General features: G+C 65.7%; 18 protein-coding genes, 1 pseudogene and 2 riboswitches. Of the genes and pseudogenes, 12 read left to right on the top strand and 7 right to left on the bottom strand.

The features are described 5' to 3' along the window. Positions 1–233: 233 nt before the first annotated feature. Both B146_RS30195 and B146_RS27895 read left to right on the top strand, forming a co-directional pair. Positions 234–811: pseudogene (locus B146_RS30195) on the top strand (IS6 family transposase). 63 nt (positions 812–874) lie between these two features. Next, complete coding sequence (locus B146_RS27895) at positions 875–1,474, top strand: PhzF family phenazine biosynthesis protein (protein ID WP_274532747.1); 600 nt, start codon at positions 875–877, stop codon at positions 1,472–1,474. 197 nt (positions 1,475–1,671) lie between these two features. On the opposite strand, the gene B146_RS0115595 is transcribed toward B146_RS27895, so the two are convergent. The 6 genes from B146_RS0115595 to B146_RS0115620 form a co-directional block, all read right to left on the bottom strand. Continuing rightward, positions 1,672–2,700 (bottom strand): methionine synthase, encoded by a 1,029-nt coding sequence (locus tag B146_RS0115595; RefSeq protein WP_019997395.1) that lies wholly within the window; start codon positions 2,698–2,700, stop codon positions 1,672–1,674. Positions 2,701–2,728: 28 nt separating this feature from the next. Then, the gene (locus B146_RS0115600; protein WP_019997396.1) at positions 2,729–3,715 is read right to left on the bottom strand and encodes a putative oxygenase MesX; all 987 of its coding nucleotides are present in this window, start codon (positions 3,713–3,715) and stop codon (positions 2,729–2,731) included. 119 nt (positions 3,716–3,834) lie between these two features. Continuing rightward, positions 3,835–4,057, bottom strand: a riboswitch (cobalamin riboswitch). Positions 4,058–4,181: 124 nt separating this feature from the next. Continuing rightward, positions 4,182–5,306, bottom strand: a complete 1,125-nt coding sequence (locus tag B146_RS26345) for a ribonucleotide-diphosphate reductase subunit beta (RefSeq protein ID WP_019997397.1) — start codon at positions 5,304–5,306, stop codon at positions 4,182–4,184. Positions 5,307–5,383: 77 nt separating this feature from the next. Next, a complete protein-coding gene (locus tag B146_RS0115610) occupies positions 5,384–8,284 on the bottom strand; it encodes a ribonucleoside-diphosphate reductase subunit alpha (protein ID WP_019997398.1) in 2,901 nt (966 codons plus the stop codon). Between the two features lie 123 nt (positions 8,285–8,407). Then, a riboswitch (cobalamin riboswitch) is annotated at positions 8,408–8,618 on the bottom strand. A gap of 256 nt (positions 8,619–8,874) precedes the next feature. Continuing rightward, positions 8,875–9,483: a DUF1989 domain-containing protein gene (locus B146_RS0115615; RefSeq protein WP_081631009.1), complete on the bottom strand. Its 609-nt coding sequence runs from the start codon at positions 9,481–9,483 to the stop codon at positions 8,875–8,877. A 6-nt stretch (positions 9,484–9,489) separates the two neighbouring features. Next, a complete protein-coding gene (locus B146_RS0115620) occupies positions 9,490–10,485 on the bottom strand; it encodes an agmatine deiminase family protein (protein WP_155897546.1) in 996 nt (331 codons plus the stop codon). 434 nt (positions 10,486–10,919) lie between these two features. Here B146_RS0115620 and B146_RS0115625 point away from each other — a divergent pair, with 434 nt between their 5' ends. Further along, on the top strand, positions 10,920–11,351 hold the full coding sequence (locus B146_RS0115625) for a bleomycin resistance protein (RefSeq protein ID WP_019997401.1): 432 nt from the start codon (positions 10,920–10,922) through the stop codon (positions 11,349–11,351). 105 nt (positions 11,352–11,456) lie between these two features. Here the strand turns inward: B146_RS0115625 and B146_RS0115630 are convergent, their stop codons facing one another. Beyond that, a complete protein-coding gene (locus B146_RS0115630; protein WP_019997402.1) occupies positions 11,457–12,056 on the bottom strand; it encodes a recombinase family protein in 600 nt (199 codons plus the stop codon). Between the two features lie 265 nt (positions 12,057–12,321). Between B146_RS0115630 and B146_RS0115635 the strand changes: the two genes are divergently transcribed. The 9 genes from B146_RS0115635 (at position 12,322) to B146_RS0115675 (ending at position 20,009) form a co-directional block, all read left to right on the top strand. After that, positions 12,322–12,570, top strand: a complete 249-nt coding sequence (locus B146_RS0115635; RefSeq protein ID WP_019997403.1) for an AbrB/MazE/SpoVT family DNA-binding domain-containing protein — start codon at positions 12,322–12,324, stop codon at positions 12,568–12,570. A 3-nt stretch (positions 12,571–12,573) separates the two neighbouring features. Beyond that, positions 12,574–12,960, top strand: coding sequence for a type II toxin-antitoxin system VapC family toxin (locus B146_RS0115640; RefSeq protein WP_019997404.1), 387 nt, complete (start codon positions 12,574–12,576; stop codon positions 12,958–12,960). A gap of 25 nt (positions 12,961–12,985) precedes the next feature. Next, on the top strand, positions 12,986–14,041 hold the full coding sequence (locus B146_RS0115645) for a 3'-5' exonuclease (protein ID WP_407638560.1): 1,056 nt from the start codon (positions 12,986–12,988) through the stop codon (positions 14,039–14,041). Positions 14,042–14,447: 406 nt separating this feature from the next. Then, the gene (locus B146_RS0115650; protein WP_026358642.1) at positions 14,448–15,068 is read left to right on the top strand and encodes a cupin domain-containing protein; all 621 of its coding nucleotides are present in this window, start codon (positions 14,448–14,450) and stop codon (positions 15,066–15,068) included. Between the two features lie 228 nt (positions 15,069–15,296). Continuing rightward, positions 15,297–16,235 carry an ABC transporter substrate-binding protein gene (locus tag B146_RS0115655; RefSeq protein ID WP_019997407.1) on the top strand — a complete coding sequence of 313 codons (939 nt, stop codon included), beginning with the start codon at positions 15,297–15,299 and terminating at the stop codon, positions 16,233–16,235. Positions 16,236–16,297: 62 nt separating this feature from the next. Continuing rightward, positions 16,298–17,092, top strand: a complete 795-nt coding sequence (locus tag B146_RS0115660) for an ATP-binding cassette domain-containing protein (protein WP_040408653.1) — start codon at positions 16,298–16,300, stop codon at positions 17,090–17,092. Further along, complete coding sequence (locus tag B146_RS0115665; RefSeq protein WP_019997409.1) at positions 17,089–18,114, top strand: ABC transporter permease; 1,026 nt, start codon at positions 17,089–17,091, stop codon at positions 18,112–18,114. Before B146_RS0115660 ends, B146_RS0115665 begins: the two co-directional genes overlap by 4 nt. Before the next feature lie 4 nt (positions 18,115–18,118). Next, the gene (locus B146_RS0115670) at positions 18,119–19,213 is read left to right on the top strand and encodes a phosphotriesterase family protein (protein ID WP_019997410.1); all 1,095 of its coding nucleotides are present in this window, start codon (positions 18,119–18,121) and stop codon (positions 19,211–19,213) included. 28 nt (positions 19,214–19,241) lie between these two features. Then, on the top strand, positions 19,242–20,009 hold the full coding sequence (locus tag B146_RS0115675; protein ID WP_019997411.1) for a glutamine amidotransferase: 768 nt from the start codon (positions 19,242–19,244) through the stop codon (positions 20,007–20,009).

Here is a 20,009-nt window from a genome sequence, read left to right on the forward strand (position 1 = left end):
CTGAACCGGACGGAAGCCCGTTGCGGCAGAGCCCCGTTTGGAGATCGGCGTGGAATGAGGGGGCTGACTCATATGATCTGCTCCCGAAAAACTCGATCGTTCTGAACGGCTCTGTTGCAAAGCAGCTGCCGCTGGTGCGAGCTAACGCGCCAAGGTAAGCCGGAGCGAGGGCCTGACGAAGGAGCGCAGCATTCAAAGGCCGTCATTTCGCGCCCGACGTCATCCTGCTCTGCATGCGCTGGTACTGCCGGTACGCATTGAGCTACCGCGATCTCGAAGAGATGATGGCCGAACGCCATCTGACGGTGGACCACACGACGATCTACCGTTGGGTTCAGCATTATGCGCCGGAATTGGAACGGCGGGTTCAATGGTGCAAACCCCTGCACACCAGCACTTGGTATGTCGACGAGACCTATGTAAAGGTTCGCGGCGAGCGGCCAAACGCTTTCTGAGCAAGGCGTTGACCCGCTCGCCGCACCATCGCCCTTCCGTCATTTCGACCGAACAGAACCGCTCCTACAACGAGGCGATCGCGTCGCTGCGCAAGGAAGGCCGCCGCGCGCCGACCTGCCAGCACCGTCAGTTGAAATTCCTGAACAATCGGCTCGAGTCCGACCATGGGAAGCTGAAGCAACGGATCGGTCCGGTGCGTGGCTTCAAGTCCCGCAAGACGGCCCACAACGCCATCCGAGAGTTCGACGTGATGCGGATGTTCCGCAAGGGGCAGTTCCGTTCAATGGTCGACAGCCTCGCCGGTGGGTCGGAGGCCCGGTACATCGGACGGTTGTTTCAGGTGTTCATCGCCTGAAAAGGGAACAAAACAGGATCATTTCGTCCCTTTTCGCTATTCGCAACAGAGCCGCTGAGGATCATCGGTGGCCCCTTCGTTCACGCCTTCCAGACGTCCCGACGTTTGTTTGTGGAGCTTTCCGCTGAGCAGGCTGTGCAACAGTTCGTCCCCGACCTGACCGCGATCGAGACGCTGCATCCGAGAAGTTTCGTGGTGACCGCTCCCGGTAATGAACACGGCTTCGTATCGCGTCACTTCGCGCCCGGCGCCGGTGTCCCCGAGGATTCGGTGACAGGATCCACGCACTCGACCCTGATTCCCTACTGGTCTCGAAAGTTGGGCAAAGACCGGATGACGGCATTCCAGTGCTCGCCACGTGGGGGGCGCCTGTCGTGCGAATTGTCTGGCGACCGTGTCCGCATCGTTGGTCAGGCGGTCACCTACCTCTGCGGTTCGGTGGTCATCCCAGAGGGCAGCTATCTAGAAGTTCCGGTCAAAAGCGGACAGGAATCTTTCCACCTCGTCTGGTCTCAGGTGATCGAGGAAGCAGACGTCCAGAAGCGGTCCATCCGCTTTCGACCCATCCATGCGTTCCAGCCCTTCCAGTTCCTACTCAGAAGAGGACAAAGGGTCTCTCCAATCGGCTTAGAGCACCTAACAATACCTCGCGGGGTCGGCTGATCGGTTCTTTTCGCCAGCCGCTCTGTCGCAAATGCTCGCCGATGCCGCCGGCATCGACTGCGCTTTGCTCCGCACGGTCTGACGAAAATCCCTCGACCATCCTCCGCCCGGAGGTTTTGTTAGGCGCTCTTAGGCCATTTTTACCGTTTGCGCTGAGATTGGCGAGTGAAGGCAGATCTTGGCAAGCTCGACGTCCACTATGGTGCGAGTTCCTCGCGGACGATCGCCGCGCCGGCGCCCAGAGCCGCCAGCTTGCCCCTCGCCACGTCGCGCGACAGAGGCGCCATGCCGCAGTTCGTTGCGGGGATCAGCTTGTCGGCGTCCACGAACCGGAGCGCATTGCGCAGGGTGTCGGCGACCTCTTCCGGCGTTTCGATCGTGGCGGTGGCCACGTCGATCGCGCCCACCATCACCTTCTTGCCCCGGATGAGCTCGATCAGGTCCATCGGAACGCGCGAGTTCCGGCACTCGAGCGAGACGATGTCGATCGTGGACTTCTGGAGGTTGGGGAAGGTCTTCTCGTACTGCCGCCATTCCACGCCGAGGGTCTTCTTCCAGTCGGTGTTGGCCTTGATGCCGTAGCCGTAGCAGATATGGACCGCGGTCTCGGCCTTCAGCCCCTCGGCGGCCCGTTCCAGTGCTGCGATACCCCAGTCGTTCGCCTCGTCGAAGAAGACGTTGAACGCGGGCTCGTCGAACTGGACGATGTCGACGCCGACGGCCTCGAGTTCCCTCGCCTCCTCGTTGAGGATGCACGCGAACTCCCAGGCGAGCTTCTCGCGGCTGCGGTAGTGGGCGTCGTAGAGCGTGTCGATCATCGTCATGGGACCCGGAAGCGTCCACTTGATCGGCTGCTCGGTCTGCGCCCGCAGGAATCTCGCGTCCTCGACGAAGACCGGCTTCGTGCGCGAGACGGCGCCGACCACGGTCGGCACGCTGGCATCGTAGCGGTTGCGGATCCGGACGACCTCGCGCTTCTCGAAATCGACGCCGCCGAGATGTTCGACGAAGGTGGTGACGAAGTGCTGGCGCGTCTGCTCGCCGTCGCCGACGATGTCGATCCCCGCCTGCCGCTGGTCGTCCAAGGCCAAGCGCAGGGCATCCCGCTTGCCCGCGAGAAGGTCCTCGCCCTCCAGCTTCCACGGCGACCAGAGCGTCCGAGGCTCGGCCAGCCAGGAGGGCTTCGGCAGGCTGCCCGCGGTGGTGGTCGGCAACAGGATCGTCATGCTGGTTGTCCTCTCGTGTCCGTTCGGTTCATAGGTCCGCCGTCGCCGACCAGCGTTCGAGCTGGGCGCCAAGCGGCTTGATGACATGCTGTTCGGCAAAGCGGCCCTGCTCGACGGCCAGCCGGCTGCGCTCGTCCCGGTCGTAGACGATGCGGGTCAGCGAGTAGTCCTGCCAGGTCAGGCTCGGTCGGTAGTGCTCGGCCGCCGGGGAGTTCGCATTGTAGATCTCCGGGCGGTAGATCTTCTGGAAGGTCTCCATCACGGCGACCGTGCTGGCCAGCTCGCCATTGGAATAGTCGCCCGTCAGGTCGCCGAGATGGTAGAAGGCGAGCGGCGCGACGCCGCCCGGCGGTAGGAAGTAGCGCGCCCGCATCCCCATCCTGGCGAAGTAGTCGTCGGTCCTGGAAGGGCGTTCGGCCCCGTATTCCACTCCGAGGATGGGGTGGGCGTTCGCGGTCCGGCGGTAGGTCTCCCGGCTGGACACGCTGAGGCAGACGACGGGCGGCTTCGCGAACCGTTCCCGATAGGCGCCGGAGGCCAGGAGGCGCTTGAACAGGTTGCCGTGCAACTCGCCGAATCCCTCCGGCGCGCCGCCGTCAGGCTGCTCTCGGAGGTGGTCCGCCAGGCGGACGCTGAAGTCGTAGTCGCGGACGTAGGACGAGAGGTTGTTGCCGACCATGCCGTCGAACCGCTCGCCGGTGCGCCTGTCGACGACGGTCGCCGCCAGAATCTCGATCAGGGGCAAGGTCTCGGCCCCGTCGCGCGTGCCGACCGTCAGGCCGGCCGTGACGATCGCAAGCTCGACCGCGTAACGGTCCCCCGCCGGGTTGTCCCAAGGCATGAGGGAGTTGAAGCGGTTGTCGATCATCGCCAGCGTGTTCCGCAGGTTCTCCCGACGACAGTCCCCGCGAGCGAGGTTGGCGAAGTTCGTGGTGATGCGCGTGTGGTCGGCGGGACGGTAGTCCTCGTCGAAGGGAATGCTGCTGATCGTGAAGGCAAAGGCGCTGTTCGTCATGACCCACCGTCTCTGGTCAGGCAGGGGCCATTGGGCGAACGCGCAAGGGAAGTGCCTCTATGGCGTTGGCCATGAGCGCGGCTTCCGAGCGCGATCCACCGGAGGAACCCCCGTCCGAGGAACGTCTTGCGTCGGAGGCAGGTCTCCTGGCTCACGGGTCAATGCGACGGCTCCGGCCTTCCCGAGCCTCTTGCAAGGCGCAGTGGCACACGAAGGAAACCGCCGCTCGCCGCTTACAGTTGCGGGGGCAGCGCCAGACTCCGCCCGCAAGGGCGCCACTGGCTTCCCGTCTTAGCCCCACCGCCATGCCTGGGATGGGGAACCTCGACAGCGACCATTCAACACGATCTCAGCCGGGGTGTCAATGAGGACATAAGGACATCTTTATGTCCGCATATCTTGCCTAGCGCGACGAACGGCGCAGGGGCCTCGTTCACGGCTCCCTCCCTCTCTGACACGCCTCACGTCAGTCCCAGGCGAGCGCGCCGCCGTTTTGGTACTCGATCACGCGGGTCTCGAAGAAATTCTTCTCCTTCTTGAGGTCCATGACCTCCGACATCCAGGGGAACGGGTTCTCCGTCTCCGGGAACACGGGGGTGAGCCCGAGCTGGGCGCAGCGGCGGTTGGCGATGAAGCGCATGTACGCCTCGCAGGACGAGGCATTCAGCCCCAGGAAGCCGTTCGGCATCGTGTCGCGTCCGTAGGCGGCCTCAAGTTCGGCGCCCTCACGGAGCATCGCGCGCAGCTCGTCCTGAAAGGCAACCGTCCAGAGGTGCGGGTTCTCCGCCTTGATCTGGTTGATGACGTCGATGCCGAAGTTCAGGTGGATCGACTCGTCGCGCAGGATGTACTGGTACTGCTCGGCGATGCCCTGCATCTTCCCCCGCCGCCCGAGCGACAGGATCTGCGCGAAGCCCGTGTAGAACCACATGCCCTCGAACACGACGTAGAAGGCGACGAGGTCCTTCAGGAAGGCGCGGTCGGCCTCCGGCGTCCCCGTCCGGAAGTGCGGATCCTCGATGCCCTGCGTGTGCTTGAGCGCCCAGGCCGCCTTGTCGGTGATCGAGGGCACCTCGCGGTACATGTTGAACAGCTCGCCCTCGTCGAGCCCGAGGCTCTCCACGATGTACTGGAAGGTGTGCGTGTGGACCGCCTCCTCGAAGGCCTGCCGCAGGAGGTACTGGCGGCATTCGGGGTTCGTCAGGTGACGGTAGATCGCGAGCACGATGTTGTTGGCGACGAGGCTCTCCGAGGCGGCGAAGAAGCCGAGGTTGCGCTTCACCATGCGCCGCTCGTCCTCGGTCAGGCCATCGGCCGACTTCCACAGCGCGATGTCGGCCTGCATGGAGACCTCGGTCGGCATCCAGTGGTTGTTGCAGGCCGAAAGGTACTTCTCCCAGGCCCAGCCGTAGCGCATCGGCAGGAGCTGGTTCACGTCGGCGCGGGCGTTGATCATGCGCTTCTCCGACACCGAGACGCGGCCACCGTTGCGGTCGACGGCGTCGGCCGAAGCGGCCTTGGTTGGTGCGGTGTCGTCGTTGAGGGGTATGGAGGGGGCGGCCGCAGTGGCGGCATCGTTCCAGTCGAGCATGGGAGCGTCTTTCGAAAGGGGGAGCGACCCGCCGCCGTTCGGCGGGCCCGGGACGGTCGGGCCGGGAGGCGAGCGGCCTACTGGCAGGCCTCGCACTCGGGATCGTCGATCGAGCAGGCCTTGCCCCATGCCCCGTCCGCCGCGTGGATCTCCGCGGACGCCGAGGCCATCACCGCCACCGGCGCGGCCGCGACGGCGTTCAGCTTGCCGTCAGTCACTTTCAGCGTGGACTTCTCGACATGCGTCGCCGAGCGGGTGCGCAGGTAGTAGGTCGTCTTCAGTCCCCGGTCGAAGGCGAGGCGGTAGAGCGCGTCGAGCGCCTTGCCCGACGGCGCGGCGAGGTAGAGGTTCAGGGACTGCCCCTGGTCGATCCATTTCTGGCGCCGGGCGGCCGCCTCGATCAGCCACGCGGAGTCGATCTCGAAGGCCGTGGCGTAGAGGCGCTTCAGGTCCGCCGGCACGCGGTCGATCGGCCCGAGCGAGCCGTCGTAGTACTTGAGGTCGCAGACCATGACCTCGTCCCAGAGGCCCCTTGCCTTCAGGTCGTGCACCAGGGCGGCGTTCACCACCGTGAAGTCACCCGACATGTTCGCCTTGACGAAGAGGTTCTGGTAGGCGGGCTCGATCGACTGCGACACGCCGCAGATGTTGGAGATCGTCGCCGTCGGCGCGATCGCCATCGTGTTGGAGTTGCGCATGCCGACGGTGCGGACGCGGACGCGCAGCGTCTCCCAGTCCAGCGTCGCCGAGCGGTCGAGGTCGAGGACGCCGCCCCGGGCCTCGGACAGCAGCTCGACCGAGTCGATGGGCAGGATGCCCCTCGACCAGAGCGAGCCGTCGAAGGACGGGTAGCGGCCGCGCTCGGCGGCGAGGTCCACCGAGGCCGAGATCGCCTCGTAGGAGAGCGCCTCCATGCTGGTGTCCGCGAAGGCGACGGCCGCCTTGCTGGCATAGGGCAGGCGCACAACCTGGAGCGCGTCCTGGAAGCCCATCAGCCCCAAGCCGACCGGACGGTGGCGGAGGTTCGAGGCCCGCGCCTCGGGGATCGTGTAGAAGTTGATGTCGACGACGTTGTCGAGCATGCGCATCGCCGTCTTCACCGTCCGCGACAGGAGCGCCCGGTCGAGCCCGTCCGCCGTCACGTGCGCGGCGAGGTTCACCGAGCCGAGGTTGCAGACCGCGACCTCGGAGGCCGAGGTGTTGAGGGTGATCTCGGTGCAGAGGTTCGACGAGTGGACGACGCCGACATGGCCCTGCGGCGAGCGGATGTTGCACGGGTCCTTGAACGTGATCCACGGGTGTCCGGTCTCGAACAGCATGGTCAGCATGCGCCGCCACAGGTCGACGGCCTTCACGCGCTTGTGGACGCGGATCTCGCCCCGCGCCGTCCGCGCCTCGTGGCCCTCGTACGCCTCGCGGAACGCGGCCCCGTAAAGGTCGTGCAGGCCCGGCACCTCGTCGGGCGAGAACAGCGTCCAGTCGCCATCTTGAGCCACGCGCTGCATGAAGAGGTCCGGCACCCAGTGCGCGGTGTTCATGTCGTGCGTGCGCCGCCGGTCGTCGCCCGTGTTCTTCCGGAGGTCGAGGAACTCCTCGACGTCGATGTGCCAGGTCTCGAGATAGGCGCAGACCGCGCCCTTGCGCTTGCCGCCCTGGTTGACCGCGATCGCCGTGTCGTTGGCGACCCTCATGAATGGGACGATGCCCTGGCTCTGGCCATTCGTCCCCCTGATGTGGGCGCCGAGGCCACGCACGGGCGTCCAGTCGTTGCCGAGGCCACCGGAGTACTTGGCCAGCAGCGCGTTGTCCTTCACCGCCTTGAAGATGCCGCCGAGGTCGTCGGCGACGGTGGTGAGGAAGCAGGAGGAGAGCTGCGGGCGCGGCGTGCCTGCGTTGAAGAGCGTCGGCGTCGAAGCCATGAAGCGGAAGCTCGACAGGAGTTCGTAGAACTCGATGGCGCGGGCCTCGCGGTCCACCTCGCGAAGCGCCAGCCCCATGGCGACGCGCATGAAGAACCATTGCGGCAGTTCGAAGCGCACGCCCTCCGTCTGGAGGAAGTAGCGGTCGTAAAGGGTCTGGAGACCGAGGAACTGGAACAGGCGGTCGCGTTCGGGGATCAATGCGGCCGAGATCCGTGCGATGTCGAAGCGGGCAAGCTCCGGATCGATCAGCCCGGCCGCGATGCCACGGTCGAGGTAGGACGGGAAGGATTCGCCGTAGAGCGTCGCCATATCCGCGTGCGTCGGCGCGACGGGCGAGCCGGAGACGAACGAAAGCGCCTCGCCTCGCAGCTTGTCGAGAAGGAGGCGGGCCGAGGCGAAGGCGTAGTTCGGCTCGGTCTCGATCAGGGTGCGCGCCGCCATGACGGGCGCCTCGGCCAGCTCCGCCAGCGTGAGGCCGTCGTAGAGGTTGCGCCGCGTCTCGGAAAGGATCGTGTCGGGCGACACGCCGTCGAGGCCGTCGGACGCTTCCGCCACGACACGCGCGAGCCGGGCCTCGTCGAGGGGCGCGAGCGTGCCGTCCGCCTGCCGGACGGACAGGCTTGGCACGGCGGGCGTATCGGAGGCTGCGGCCTGCGCGGCGCGGGCGCGGGCATGCTCCTCGCGGTACAGGACGTAGGTGCGGGCAACCTTCGGGTGCTCGGAGCGCATCAGCGCCAGCTCGACCTGGTCCTGGATGTCCTCGATGTGAAGGAGGCGGTCGCCGCCGGAGCGTCGGGCGAGCGCGGCGACGACCTCGTTGGTCAAAGCCCGCACCGTGTCTTGGACGCGGGTCGAGGCGGCGGCCTGCCGCCCCTCGACCGCGAGGAACCCCTTGGTCATGGCGACGGCGATCTTGGAGGCGTCGAAGGGTGACACCGAGCCGTTGCGCCGGATCACGCGGATGGCCGACGCGTGGACGGGACGCGAGACGTCATTCGCGGCGAGGGCTGCGGGAAACGGATGCGGCAGGGCCGCGGGGACTTGAAGAAGAGACATTCGGCTGCTCCAGCGAGTGGAGGCAAAGGCCGAGCGGACGCGATACCGGACGGCACGCGGATCCCGGATGGGAACGCGGCACCGCGACAGGCACACGATCCACCGGGACACCCCGCCCAGGGACGATACACACCAGTCGCGGCAGGTCTCCTGGCTCGCGGGTCGTCGCCTTCCGTCCGGCCTTCCCGGAGCTCAAGCTCCAGTGACGCGGAATGGACGGATGGCTCGCCGCTTACAGTTGCGGGGGCAGCCCCGGCCTCGCCTTGCGGCTCACCGGGTTCCCTCTTAGCCACCACATCTTGCGATGGGGCGGACCGTGACTGCTGCATATAGTGCAACGACAAGGGTATGAGTCAACGATGCGTGCGTCCTTATCCCCAAAGTCCGCTTATCTTACAGGCTGCTCGAAAGCAGACCGTCCGCAAATCACCCCGTCCAGTCTCAGGGGGAAGCGGAAGCGGACGCTCGAAAGCGGTCCATCCGCTTTCGCCCCGGCCATTCTCGAAACACTTTCCCAATCGGGAAGGGCAAATCAGTAGGCTGCGAGCCGGTCGCTCCATTCTCAGCAGCCGTCACCGGCCCGACAGCAGTCAGCGGTCGCGGGCCGAAATCTCAAGCCTGATTCCCGTGCATCGGTCGCCGTTCGTCGGATGGTAGTCGATGGAACAGGCGGTCACGACGAGGAAGATATCGGCATCCGCCCGGAGAAGCACGTTCCCGCCGGGCGGGTTGTCCGAGGCCAGGACCTCCAGCCGCCCGTCAGCCTGGGGCTCGGACCGCTGGAACAGGTTCACTGGATCCGGCACGACCGGCACCTCGATGCCGGCGGCCCGAAGCTCCGTCAGCAGATTGTCCCGGCAGTTCGGATGGTTCGGGTATCCTGCCCGCTCGTAGAGGCCCCGATTGCAAGCGGGGAACAGCATGTCATGCGGACAGGGCGAGTTATCCTCGAGCAGCGTCAGAAGCGCCTCGGCCCGTTCGCTGTAGAAGCTCTCCCCCACCTTCGGGAAAAGGCGCTCGATGATGTCGCGGGTCTGCGACACGCTCAGCCAGTCGATAGTCTTGCTGTCCGCGGCGAAGGCCCACAGGTCCGCCACCTGTTGGCCTTCTGGATCAATGATCCTAACGGTATCGCCCTTGGAGAGGCGAACGCTACCGCCCGACTGTGGTCCGATATCGATATGAAGGCGCTCTGGCATGGAGATCTATCGCTGTGAACGAGGCTGTTGCTGCGTCGCGCAGTGGATGCCGCCGCCCATCTCCGCGATCGCGTCGATGTCGAGCATTCGCACCACGCGGCCGGGGTAAAGGACGCCCAACGTCTCGCGGGCTTGGGCGTCGGTCTCCTCGTCGCCGAACTCCGGCGCGATCACTGCGCCATTGCAGACATAGTAGTTGATGTAGCTTCCGACGAAGTCCTGCGCCGACGACCGGACATGACCTGGACCAGTGAGTTTCACGATCTCCAGCGGTCGATCCTGGGCGCTGCGCACTGCCTCCAACACCTTTAGCGTTTCGGCGGCCGCCATCGACCACACATCACCGGGATCTGGATTGTCCTCGATCTGGATTAGAAACCGGCCGGGAGCGGTGAAGCGAGCCAAGGCATCGATGTGGAAGTCAGTGATATCCTCGCCGACAAGACCCGGCGCCCAGATCATGCGTGAACCGCCGAGAGCTTTACAAAGACGATCGCCGATCGTCGCCAAAGGTAGATCGTTGCGGCTCGGCCCGAGCCAGGAACTCGCGTGAGCCAGCACCAGACCCGCCCCGTCGTGCTCGACGCCGCCTTGTTCCCCGACGAGGCCGGTTTCGAGCAGGGGAAGCCCCAAGCGTTCGGCGACACGCGCCGCGATACGGCCATCGTTGCCGTGGTCCTGCTTCCCGCCCCATCCGTTGAAACGAAGATGGGCGATGGCGAGTGCCCCAGCGCCATCGACGACGAAAGTCGGACCGGCGTCCCGGCACCACAGGTCGTCGGTCGGAATGTCCCAGAGCTCAACGGCGCCGGCGAGCTTGGCCCGGTTGCCGCCCCGCGTTGCCTGATCCGTCAACATCACGACGGGTTCATGTTCGGCGATCGCGTTGGCGATGCGAACGAGCGCAAGCTGAACCGCATCCAACTCGTCGCCTTCGTAAATCGCCGGATCGGACGGCCACTGCATGAACGTGCGCTCATGCAAGCCGCTTTCCGCCGGCATATGAAAATGGCAGGACGGCTCGTTCCCTGCTTGCAAAGGGTACTCCAACACCAATGACAGCTTTTTCCTGAACCTATCAAAAGCTGACGATCGGGAAACTCCCCTCCCAGGCCATTCTCAAAACACCATCGTTTTCGAGAAAGCGCGACCGTTGCTATCCACCCGGTCGAGCCGATCGGCGCTGCGGAAGCAAACGTCCCAAAGCGGTCCATCCGCTCACGACCCTTCTGAGAGCCCGTCCGGAAAGTCCCCAGGGCAGGATCGGCGAGGGATTTGCGTTACGCACGAGGCGCCGAACGCAGGGGGAGCGGAAAGGCCCCTCTAGCCGACCCGGCGGACGTTTCGGACGGTCTCTGAGACGTCGTAAGCACTGGCGCCAAAGCCCAAGATCGGACATCGTTGGGTTCGCTCAAATCTGAGTTCAAGAGACCGCGATGACCGACATGACATGGGCCGCGCTCGTCCCGGAGCTGACCTGCGCGAGCGTTCTGGCCAGCAAGCGCTTCTATTGCGATCTCCTCGGCTTCGAGGTGCGCTACGAGCGGCCCGAGAACGGCTTCGTCTACCTGTGCCTCGGCGCCGCGCAGATCATGCTGGAAGAAGAGCATGCCGGTGCGTGGACTGTCGGTTCCTTGGATCGGCCGCTCGGACGCGGGATCAACTTCCAGATCGAGGTGGATGCCCTCCAGCCAATCCATCAGCGGCTCCTCTCGTCTTCGGTCGCCTTGTTCCGCGAGCCGAGCGAGGTCTGGTATCGCCAGGATGAGATCGAGCACGGACAGATCGAGATGCTGGTCCAGGATCCGGACGGCTACCTGCTGCGCTTGACCGAACTTCTAGGAACCCGTCCCGTGTCGGGCCTGTGAGGCGACGACGAATGGCTCACAACGCCGGTTCGATCTCATAAGCGGACGGTCCGAAACCCACCCGGTCCGGTCTTTAGCGGACGCCTAGAAGCCGCCCAACCACCCTTAATTGCCGGTCTCGTCCCGTTTATAGGAGCCATCGCGGGCCCGCTGGATCGTCAGGCGGCTGACGGCGAACTCGCGCGACAGAGCCGAGACGGAAGCCCCCTCCCCGATCCGTTCGACCACCATGCGTTTCTGCTCGGGTGTCAGCTTGGCAGGGCGTCCCAGCACCTTGCCCTGTTCCTTGGCTCGGATGAGGCCTGCCTGGGTTCGCTCGATCAGGAGGTCGCGCTCGAATTCGGCCACCGCGTTGATGACGCTCATCGTCATGCGGCCCGTGGAACTCGTCAGATCGACGCCGCCGAGCGCCAGGCAGTGAACCTTCACGCCCATGCCGGCCAGAAGCTCGACGGTCGCCCGCACGTCCATCGAGTTGCGGCCGAGGCGATCCATCTTCGTCACGACGAGGACGTCGCCCTCCTCCATGCGGTCGAGGAGCTTGGCGAAGCCTTGCCGGTCCTTCGCCGCGAGCGAGCCCGACACGGTTTCAGACACGACGCGGCGGGCATGGACCTCGAAGCCAGCATCGCGGATCTCGCCGATCTGGTTTTCGGTGGTCTGGCCGTTGGTGGAGACGCGGACATAGGCAAATACGCGGGACATCGGGCCTCGAAACCGCTCGAAAACGTCGTGGAATTATAGAGCATGCTCGATAGGCGTGACAGCCTATTTTCGAGCAGGTTGCTCGAGCCCTGCTCATAACCGATCGATTTAGCGCAGTCCGTATCGAAGCGGATTAGGCGTCCAGCTCTGCGAGGGCTTTTGCACGTCGCCGCACCGTGTGCGATCTTGTGCACCATTCCGCAAATCTGGCATATGTGCCATGAACCGGGTACGAAGAGTTCGGGGTGAAGAGAGGGTCAGGGCGATGGCGGCGGCAAAAGGCAAGATTGTAGAGGGCGGGCGCGTGATCCTTCCGGCCGCCTTTCGCAAGTCGATGGGTCTGGCGAAGGGCGATACCGTCCTGATCGAACTGCATGGCGAGGAGCTTCGCATCCGACCCGCGCGGTCCGCCCTCCGTCGTTTGCAGGACAAGCTGCGGGACTATGCCCCGGAGAATGGATCGGTGGCGGACGAGCTGATCGCCGATCGTCGGCAGGAAGCGGCTGGCGAGTAAGGCATGGCCTGCGTTCTCGATGCCTCCGCCGTCCTGTGTCTCCTGTTTTCCGAGAAGGGGGCCGACAAAGTCGAAGCCCGTCTCGGTGATGCCAGCATCTCGGTCGTGAACTACACCGAGGTCCTCTCCAAGCTCGTCGATCGCGGTCTCGATGCAGAAGAGGCGATCCGGGACCTGTCCGATCTCGACATCACCGTTGTGCCGGTCGGCCAGGAGGTCGCGGAAGAGGCGGCCCGGCTGCGCGGCTTGTCGAGGGAGGCCGGACTGTCGCTCGGCGATCGTTTCTGCCTCGCGCTCGCCCGCAGCCTCGGCGTTCCCGCCCTGACCACGGACCGGGCCTGGAAGGACATTGCTAAGCTCGCGGGAGTAAAGGTCGAGCTCGTCCGTTGACCGGACGCGGCGAGGCGATGACGACATGACGAGACGCAAGACGCCAGGGGCCAACGATCGGTCCGTGCAGATCGATCTGTTCGGAAGCACTGTAGCCCCGTCCCTGCCCTTCACGGAGCCTCATCGGCCTGCCCCCATGCGTCGTGTTCCGGCCGCCAAGACGACGGCGTCCCCGGCGCCGAAGCCCGAGGGCGAGGCGGCGATGGTCGAGCGTCTGGAGCGCACCGGCCGCTACCGCGTGCTGCGCAAGCTCGCGCCGCGCGAGGTCCTCCCGCATCTCCATCCACCGGCCGATCGCGCGCCCCGCGTCTGGCCCCGCCTCGGCGTCGTCCTCGACACGGAAACGACCGGCCTCGACCACGCCGCGCACGAGGTCATCGAGCTTGGCATGGTCGCCTTCACCTATGACGAGAGCGGCGTTCGCGACGTCGTCGGCGTGTTCTCCCAGCTCCAGCAGCCGGCGGGTCCGATCACGCCCGATATCACCCGGATCACCGGGATCACGGACGAGATGGTCGCCGGGCAGCGCATCGACCTCGAGGCGGTTCGTCGCTTCGTGGAGCCCGCCGATCTCGTGATCGCCCACAACGCTCGCTTCGATCGGCCCTTCTGCGAAAAGCTCTGCCCCGGCTTCGAGGCCAAGCCCTGGGCCTGCTCGGTGTCGGAGGTGGACTGGACGGCGCTCGGCTTCGAGGGGACGAAGCTCGGCTATCTCGTCGGCCAGTGCGGCTATTTCCACAATGGACACCGGGCGGTGGACGATTGCCATGCGCTCCTCGAAGTGCTCGCCCAGCCCTCGCGAACGCAAGCCCTGCCCGCCTTCCGCCAGCTTCTGGCATCGGCCGCGGCCCCGCGTCTTCGCGTCCACGCGCTCGGCTCGCCCTTCCACACCAAGGACATTCTGAAAGCGCGGGGGTATCGCTGGAGCGACGGGTCGGGGCGCCAGCCCAAATGCTGGTGGCGCGAGATCGCGCAGGACGCGATGGACGAAGAAGCGCGCTTCCTGGAAACCGAGGTCTATGCCGGCGGCATGAACGCCCATGTCGAGCGGCTCACGGCCTGCGAGCGGTTCAAGGCCTGAGGGCGGGCGCGCGAGGGGTGCGACGCCGGGAGCGGCGAAAGCGCGCAGCGATCGCGAGCCTCGCGGACGGGTCAGTCGATTGCCCGACCGGTCCTCTGTCCCAAATCGCACCGTTCGTTCCGGCAACACCCGCCTCCGAGACGATGCGGCTCGGGGCACCCGCGACGGCATCGCGGTGGCGAGCCGGCTGTTTCAGCCTTTCACGCGAGCCGCCGGTGTCGGACCCTCGCAAGGGCTGGGTCAGCCGCCTTCGATCGAGACCGGCGGGGCGCCGCCGATCGCGCCCCGGGTCGACCGCTTCGCCTCGGAGATTGCGCGCGTCCGACCTGCATTTCATTCAACAGACTTGAAAAGATGGGCCTGTTCCGCTCTGTCACGTCTTTGAGCGATCGCAACGGGGGCGTGTATGAATTCGGAACTCAAACCATCTGAATCCGCGCGGGGCTCTCTCCCGGAGGCATCGGGTCTGTCGGGCAAGCTGGGCTTGCGGCTGAAGCTGGCGCGCCAGACCAAGGGCATGACGCTGAAGAGCCTGGCGGAGGCGGCGGGCTGTTCCGAAAGCCTTCTCTCCAAGATCGAGAACAACAAGGCCTCGCCCTCGCTGCCGATGCTGCATCGTCTGGTGGGCGCGCTGGAGACCAATATCGGGCGCATGTTCGACGAGGTGGACGGCGAGGAAGGGATCGTCTTCCGCGCGGGGCAGCGGCCTCTCATCACGCTCGACCCGCTTCGCCAAGGGGATGGCGTGACGCTCGAACGGGTGATCCCCTACTCCGCAGGCCATCTCCTCCAGTGCAACATCCATCATATCGACGCCGGCGGCTCCAGTGCCGGGCCGATCCGGCATGTCGGCGAAGAGGTCGGCTATGTCGTGGCCGGCGAAGTCGAACTGATCGTGGACGAGCGATCCTTCCACCTGCGCGAGGGTGATTCGTTCGCCTTCCAGTCCGAGCGGCCGCACCATTACCGCAACACGGGGACGAGGCGGGCCAGCATCTTCTGGGTCAACACGCCGCCGACTTTCTGACCACCGGCGAGAAAGCGGGCGGAGGGAAAGCCCGCGTTTGGAGCGGCTTGATGATCCGCTCGCAATGCACAGAATTCATGCGGCATTGCACAATCCATCGGCAGCCTTCGAACGCGACGCAATCTTCATCAACGTCGTTGACATCTGTTCAAGTCTCTTGAATTCTCCTGCATGCCGACGACGGCAAAGGCCCGATGGATCGGGTCCGTGATCATGGAGAATCGGAAAATGCGCCTTTCCCATTTCCTCGCCGGCAGCGCCGCCGCTCTGACGCTTCTGGCCGGCACCGCCTCGGCGGCGCTCGCCGACACCTACGCGCTGGTGACGATCAACCAGCAGGCTCTGTTCTTCAATCAGATCAACGACGGCGCGAAGGCGGCCGCCAAGGCCGCCGGCGCCGAACTCGTGATCTTCGACGCCAACAACGTGCCCGCCGCCCAGAACACGGCGATCGAGAACTACATCACGCAGAAGGTCGACGGCATCATCCTGATCGCGATCGACGTGAACGGCGTGAAGCCCGCCATCACAGAGGCGAAGAAGGCCGGCATTCCGGTGATCGCGATCGACGCGCAGATCCCGGACGGCGACAATGTCTCCTTCGTCGGCGTCGACAACATGAAGGCGGGCGAGGAGATCGGCAAGTTCTACGCCGACTACGTGAAGGCGCAGATGAAGGGCGAGGCGACGGTCGGCGTCGTCGGCGCGCTCAATTCCTTCATTCAGAACCAGCGGCTCGACGGGTTCAAGAAGGCGGTGGGCGAGAGCGGCGCCAAGGTGACCTTCCTCAACACGGTGGACGGCCAGAACGTGCAGGACGTGGCGCTCGGCGCGGCCGAAAACCTCATGACCGCCAACCCGACCATGTCGACCCTCTACGCCACGGGCGAGCCGGCGCTGATCGGCTCCGTCTCGGCGGTCGAGAGCCAGGGCCGCCAGAGCGACGTGAAGGTCTTCGGCTGGGACCTGACCGCGCAGGCCGTGAAGGGCATCGACGAGGGCTGGGTCGCCGCCGTGGTGCAGCAGGACCCCGCCGGCGAAGGCAAGGTCGCCGTGGAGTCCCTCGTCAAGCTGAAGAAGGGCGAGACGGTCGAGCCGATCATCAACGTGCCGGTGACGATCGTGACCAAAGAGAACGTCGACCAGTTCCGCGGCATGTTCAAGTAACGAGCCCCGCCGGGCGGGCTCCGGCCCGCCTGGCGTCCCGTTTTCTCCAACCGAGCGGCGCCATGACAGCCATCCCCGATCGTGTCCGGATGACCGGCATCACCAAGCGTTACGGTCCGATCCAGACGCTCAGCGACGTTTCCCTCCGTCTGGCGCCCGGCGAGGTTCTCGGCCTCGTCGGCGACAATGGGGCGGGCAAGTCCACGCTCTCCAAGGTCCTGTCCGGCGCGGTCGTGCCGGATTCGGGAACGATCGAGATCGACGGACAGGCGGTCGCCTTCGCCTCGCCCGCCGACGCGCGCGCCGCTCGGGTGGAGATGGTCTACCAGGACCTGTCGCTCTGCGACACGGTGGATGTGGCCGGCAACATCTTCCTCGGCCGCGAGCCGCGCCGGCAGGTCGCGGGGCTGAAGCTCCTCGACAAGCGCCGGATGCATGACGAGGCCAAGGCCATGCTGGAGACGCTGGGCATCGTCATCGCCGACACGCGCCTCATGGTCGAGAACCTGTCGGGCGGCCAGCGCCAGTCGATCGCCATCGGCCGCGCCGCCTCGTTCGAGCCCAAGGTCCTCATCATGGACGAGCCGACGGCCGCGCTCGCCGTCGCCGAGGTCGAGGCCGTGCTGGAGCTCATCCGCACCGTGTCGGCGCGCGGCGTCTCGGTGATCCTCATCACCCACCGGCTGCAGGATCTCTTCCTCGTCTGCGACCGCATCCAGGTCATGTACGAGGGCCGCAACGTCGCCGAGCGGCGCATCGTGGATACCAATATCGAGGAGGTCGTGAACCTCATCGTCGGACGCAAGTTCCAGGCGCGCTCGGCGCGCGGCCAGGACGGCGAAGGAGCACGGGCATGAATTCGGGCATCGCGGGCGAAGGCGCCCATCTTCATGCCGCGGCGCCGCCGCGCGTGCGCAAGGCGACCTTGCGCGATCGCTTCATCGCCAATGGCGCGGTCGGCTCGATCGCCATCTTCTTCGTGCTCGTCTGCCTCCTGTTCGGCCTGACGACGGACGCGTTTCTCTCCACGCCCAATCTTCTCAACGTCATCCGACAGTCCGCGCCTCTCCTGATCGTCGCGGCCTCCATGACCTTCGTGATCACGACGGGCGGCATCGATCTGTCGGTCGGCTCCGTCCTGGCGCTGGTCTGCGCCCTGTCGGCGGCGATGCTGCAGCTCGGCGTGCCCTGGCCGCTCACGATCCTCGCCATGCTGGCGCTCGGCGCGGCCATCGGCGCGGTGCAGGGCTTCTTCATCGCCTATGAGGGCATTCCGGCCTTCATCGTGACGCTGGCGGGCCTTTCCGTGATCCGGGGCGTCGCGCTTCTCATCACCGGCGGCTATTCCATCCCGATCGATCCCTCCAGCGTCTTCGTCACGCTCGGACGCGGCTGGCTCTTCGGCGTGCCCAATCCGGCCTGGATCGCGCTGATCGTTCTGGCCGGCGCCTATCTCGCCTTCAACGGCACGCGCTTCGGGCGCTATGTCACGGGCATCGGCGCCAACAAGGAGGCGGTGCGGCGCGCGGGCGTCGATACCAAGCGCACGCTGCTCTTCGTCTACATGCTCTCCTCCACCGCCGCCGCGCTGGCCGGCGTGGTTCTGGCCGGGCGGCTCGGTTCGGGCTCCTCCAATTCCGGCCAGGGCTTCGAGCTGGAGGTGATCGCGGCCGTGGTTCTCGGCGGCACCTCGCTCTTCGGCGGGCGCGGCACGATGGTCGGAACGGTGCTCGGCGCGCTGACGGTCGCCGTCATCGCCAACGGCCTGATCCTCGCCCATATGTCGCCCTTCCTGACGCCGATCATTACCGGCTCCATCATCCTCGTCGCGATCTGGCTGAACTTCCGCCTGTTCCGCGGCGCCTCGCGCGGGCGCTGATCCGATGGCGCTCGACTTTCAGGACCCCGCCGGCAAGCGTCCGGCTCCCTCCGGCATCGGCGTGCGCTCGGGCCATGTGATGACGGTGGACGGCCCGATCGCCGTCACTGACATGGGCGTCACGCTGATGCACGAGCATATCTTTCTCGACGGCGCCAAAAGCTGGCGCTGTCCGTGCCATCCGCCCGATCCGGTGCTGAACGAAGGCCCGGTGCGCGTCGAGATCATCGGCGAATTGCGCATGAACCCCTATATGAACCGCGACAACGTCTCGCTCGACGACGGCGATCTCGCGCTCTCGGAACTGAAGATGTTCCAGGCGCTCGGCGGTCACACCGTGGTGGACCCCACGAATTTCGGCATCGGCCGCGACCCCGAAGGCCTGCGCCGCATCCAGCGCATGAGCGGCCTGAAGATCGTGATGGGCTCGGGCTTCTATCTCGAATTCAGCCATCCCGACTGGCTGAAGCGCATGGATGTCGACGAGGTCGCCGAGTTCATCGCGCGCGATGTCGGCGGCACGGCGGATCGGCCCGACATTCTGGCCGGGATCATCGGCGAGGTCGGCGTCTCCAAGGACTTCACGCCCGAGGAGCGCAAGTCGCTGCGCGGCGCGGCGCGGGCCTCGGCGCGCACCGGCGTTCCCCTGTCGATCCACCTGCCCGGCTGGGAACGCCTCGCCCACGAGGTGCTGGACGTGGTGGAAGCGGAAGGCGCGGATCTCCGCCACACGGTTCTGTGCCACATGAACCCGAGCCACGACGATCTCGCCTATCAGACGAGCCTCGCCAAGCGCGGCGCCTTCCTGGAATACGACATGATCGGCATGGACTATTACTATGCCGATCAGGACGCGCAGTGTCCCTCGGACGAGGAGAACGCCCGCGCCATCCGGTCGCTGGTGGACGCCGGCTTTGCCGACCGCATCCTCCTCAGCCAGGACGTGTTCCTGAAGATGATGCTGACCCGCTATGGCGGCTTCGGCTACGCCCATGTGCTCAAGCATTTCGTGCCGCGCCTCAAACGCCACGGCGTTCCCGAGAGCGTGATCGACGCGATCATGACCGACAATCCGCGCGCCGTCTTCTCGGCCGCCTGACCCCTTTTCGATCCTCGAAGGAAATCGCATGTCCCGTAAGAAGGTCCTCCTCGCCGGCGAAAGCTGGGTGTCCACCGCGACGCATATCAAGGGCTTCGACCAGTTCCCGACCGTCACCTACCACCAGGGCGCGGACGAGCTTCTGGATGCCCTGAAGGACAGCGCCTACGACATCACCTTCATGCCCGCCCATCAGGCGCAGAAGGACTTTCCGCAGACGATGGAGGCCCTCAACGAATACGAGGCGATCATCCTCTCGGATATCGGCGCCAACACGCTGCTTCTGCATCCCGACACCTGGATTCACTCCAAGACGACGCCCAACCGCCTGAAGCTCCTGCGCGACTATGTCGATCAGGGCGGCGCGCTCCTGATGTTCGGCGGCTACTACTCGTTCCAGGGCATCAATGGCGGCGCCCGCTATGCCCGCACGCCGGTCGAGGATGTCCTGCCCGTCACGTGCCTTCGCTTCGACGACCGCGTGGAAGTGCCCGAAGGCTTCGCGCCTGTCGTCACCGGCCCGGCCTCGCATCCGATCCTCGACGGGCTCGGCACGGACTGGCCGGTGCTTCTCGGCTACAACGAGGTCGAGCTGAAGCCGGGCGCCGAGGTTCTGGCGACCGTCTCCACCGAATACGGCTCGCAACCGCTTCTCGTCACCGGCACCTATGGCAAGGGCCGCTCGGTGGTCTGGACCTCGGATGTCGGCCCGCACTGGCTGCCGGGCGAGTTCATCCGCTGGGACGGCTACGCCCGGCTGTTCGGTGCGATGCTCGACTGGGCGACGGCGAAATAA

It is taken from the genome of Aureimonas ureilytica DSM 18598 = NBRC 106430 (assembly GCF_000382705.1).
GTDB classification, from domain to species: Bacteria; Pseudomonadota; Alphaproteobacteria; order Rhizobiales; family Rhizobiaceae; genus Aureimonas; species Aureimonas ureilytica.

What these genes read in the sequence shown, in the direction of transcription:
- B146_RS0115615 (WP_081631009.1), bottom strand. Translation starts at nt 9,483, where the DNA reads ATGCCAGAGCGCCTTCATATCGATATCGGACCACAGTCGGGCGGTAGC.
- B146_RS0115595 (WP_019997395.1), bottom strand. Translation starts at nt 2,700, where the DNA reads ATGACGATCCTGTTGCCGACCACCACCGCGGGCAGCCTGCCGAAGCCC.
- B146_RS0115665 (WP_019997409.1), top strand. Translation starts at nt 17,089, where the DNA reads ATGAATTCGGGCATCGCGGGCGAAGGCGCCCATCTTCATGCCGCGGCG.
- B146_RS0115650 (WP_026358642.1), top strand. Translation starts at nt 14,448, where the DNA reads ATGAATTCGGAACTCAAACCATCTGAATCCGCGCGGGGCTCTCTCCCG.
- B146_RS26345 (WP_019997397.1), bottom strand. Translation starts at nt 5,306, where the DNA reads ATGCTCGACTGGAACGATGCCGCCACTGCGGCCGCCCCCTCCATACCC.
- B146_RS0115640 (WP_019997404.1), top strand. Translation starts at nt 12,574, where the DNA reads ATGGCCTGCGTTCTCGATGCCTCCGCCGTCCTGTGTCTCCTGTTTTCC.
- B146_RS0115625 (WP_019997401.1), top strand. Translation starts at nt 10,920, where the DNA reads ATGACCGACATGACATGGGCCGCGCTCGTCCCGGAGCTGACCTGCGCG.
- B146_RS0115620 (WP_155897546.1), bottom strand. Translation starts at nt 10,485, where the DNA reads ATGCCGGCGGAAAGCGGCTTGCATGAGCGCACGTTCATGCAGTGGCCG.
- B146_RS0115635 (WP_019997403.1), top strand. Translation starts at nt 12,322, where the DNA reads ATGGCGGCGGCAAAAGGCAAGATTGTAGAGGGCGGGCGCGTGATCCTT.
- B146_RS0115660 (WP_040408653.1), top strand. Translation starts at nt 16,298, where the DNA reads ATGACAGCCATCCCCGATCGTGTCCGGATGACCGGCATCACCAAGCGT.
- B146_RS0115630 (WP_019997402.1), bottom strand. Translation starts at nt 12,056, where the DNA reads ATGTCCCGCGTATTTGCCTATGTCCGCGTCTCCACCAACGGCCAGACC.
- B146_RS0115600 (WP_019997396.1), bottom strand. Translation starts at nt 3,715, where the DNA reads ATGACGAACAGCGCCTTTGCCTTCACGATCAGCAGCATTCCCTTCGAC.
- B146_RS0115655 (WP_019997407.1), top strand. Translation starts at nt 15,297, where the DNA reads ATGCGCCTTTCCCATTTCCTCGCCGGCAGCGCCGCCGCTCTGACGCTT.
- B146_RS0115670 (WP_019997410.1), top strand. Translation starts at nt 18,119, where the DNA reads ATGGCGCTCGACTTTCAGGACCCCGCCGGCAAGCGTCCGGCTCCCTCC.
- B146_RS0115610 (WP_019997398.1), bottom strand. Translation starts at nt 8,284, where the DNA reads ATGTCTCTTCTTCAAGTCCCCGCGGCCCTGCCGCATCCGTTTCCCGCA.
- B146_RS0115675 (WP_019997411.1), top strand. Translation starts at nt 19,242, where the DNA reads ATGTCCCGTAAGAAGGTCCTCCTCGCCGGCGAAAGCTGGGTGTCCACC.
- B146_RS0115645 (WP_407638560.1), top strand. Translation starts at nt 12,986, where the DNA reads ATGACGAGACGCAAGACGCCAGGGGCCAACGATCGGTCCGTGCAGATC.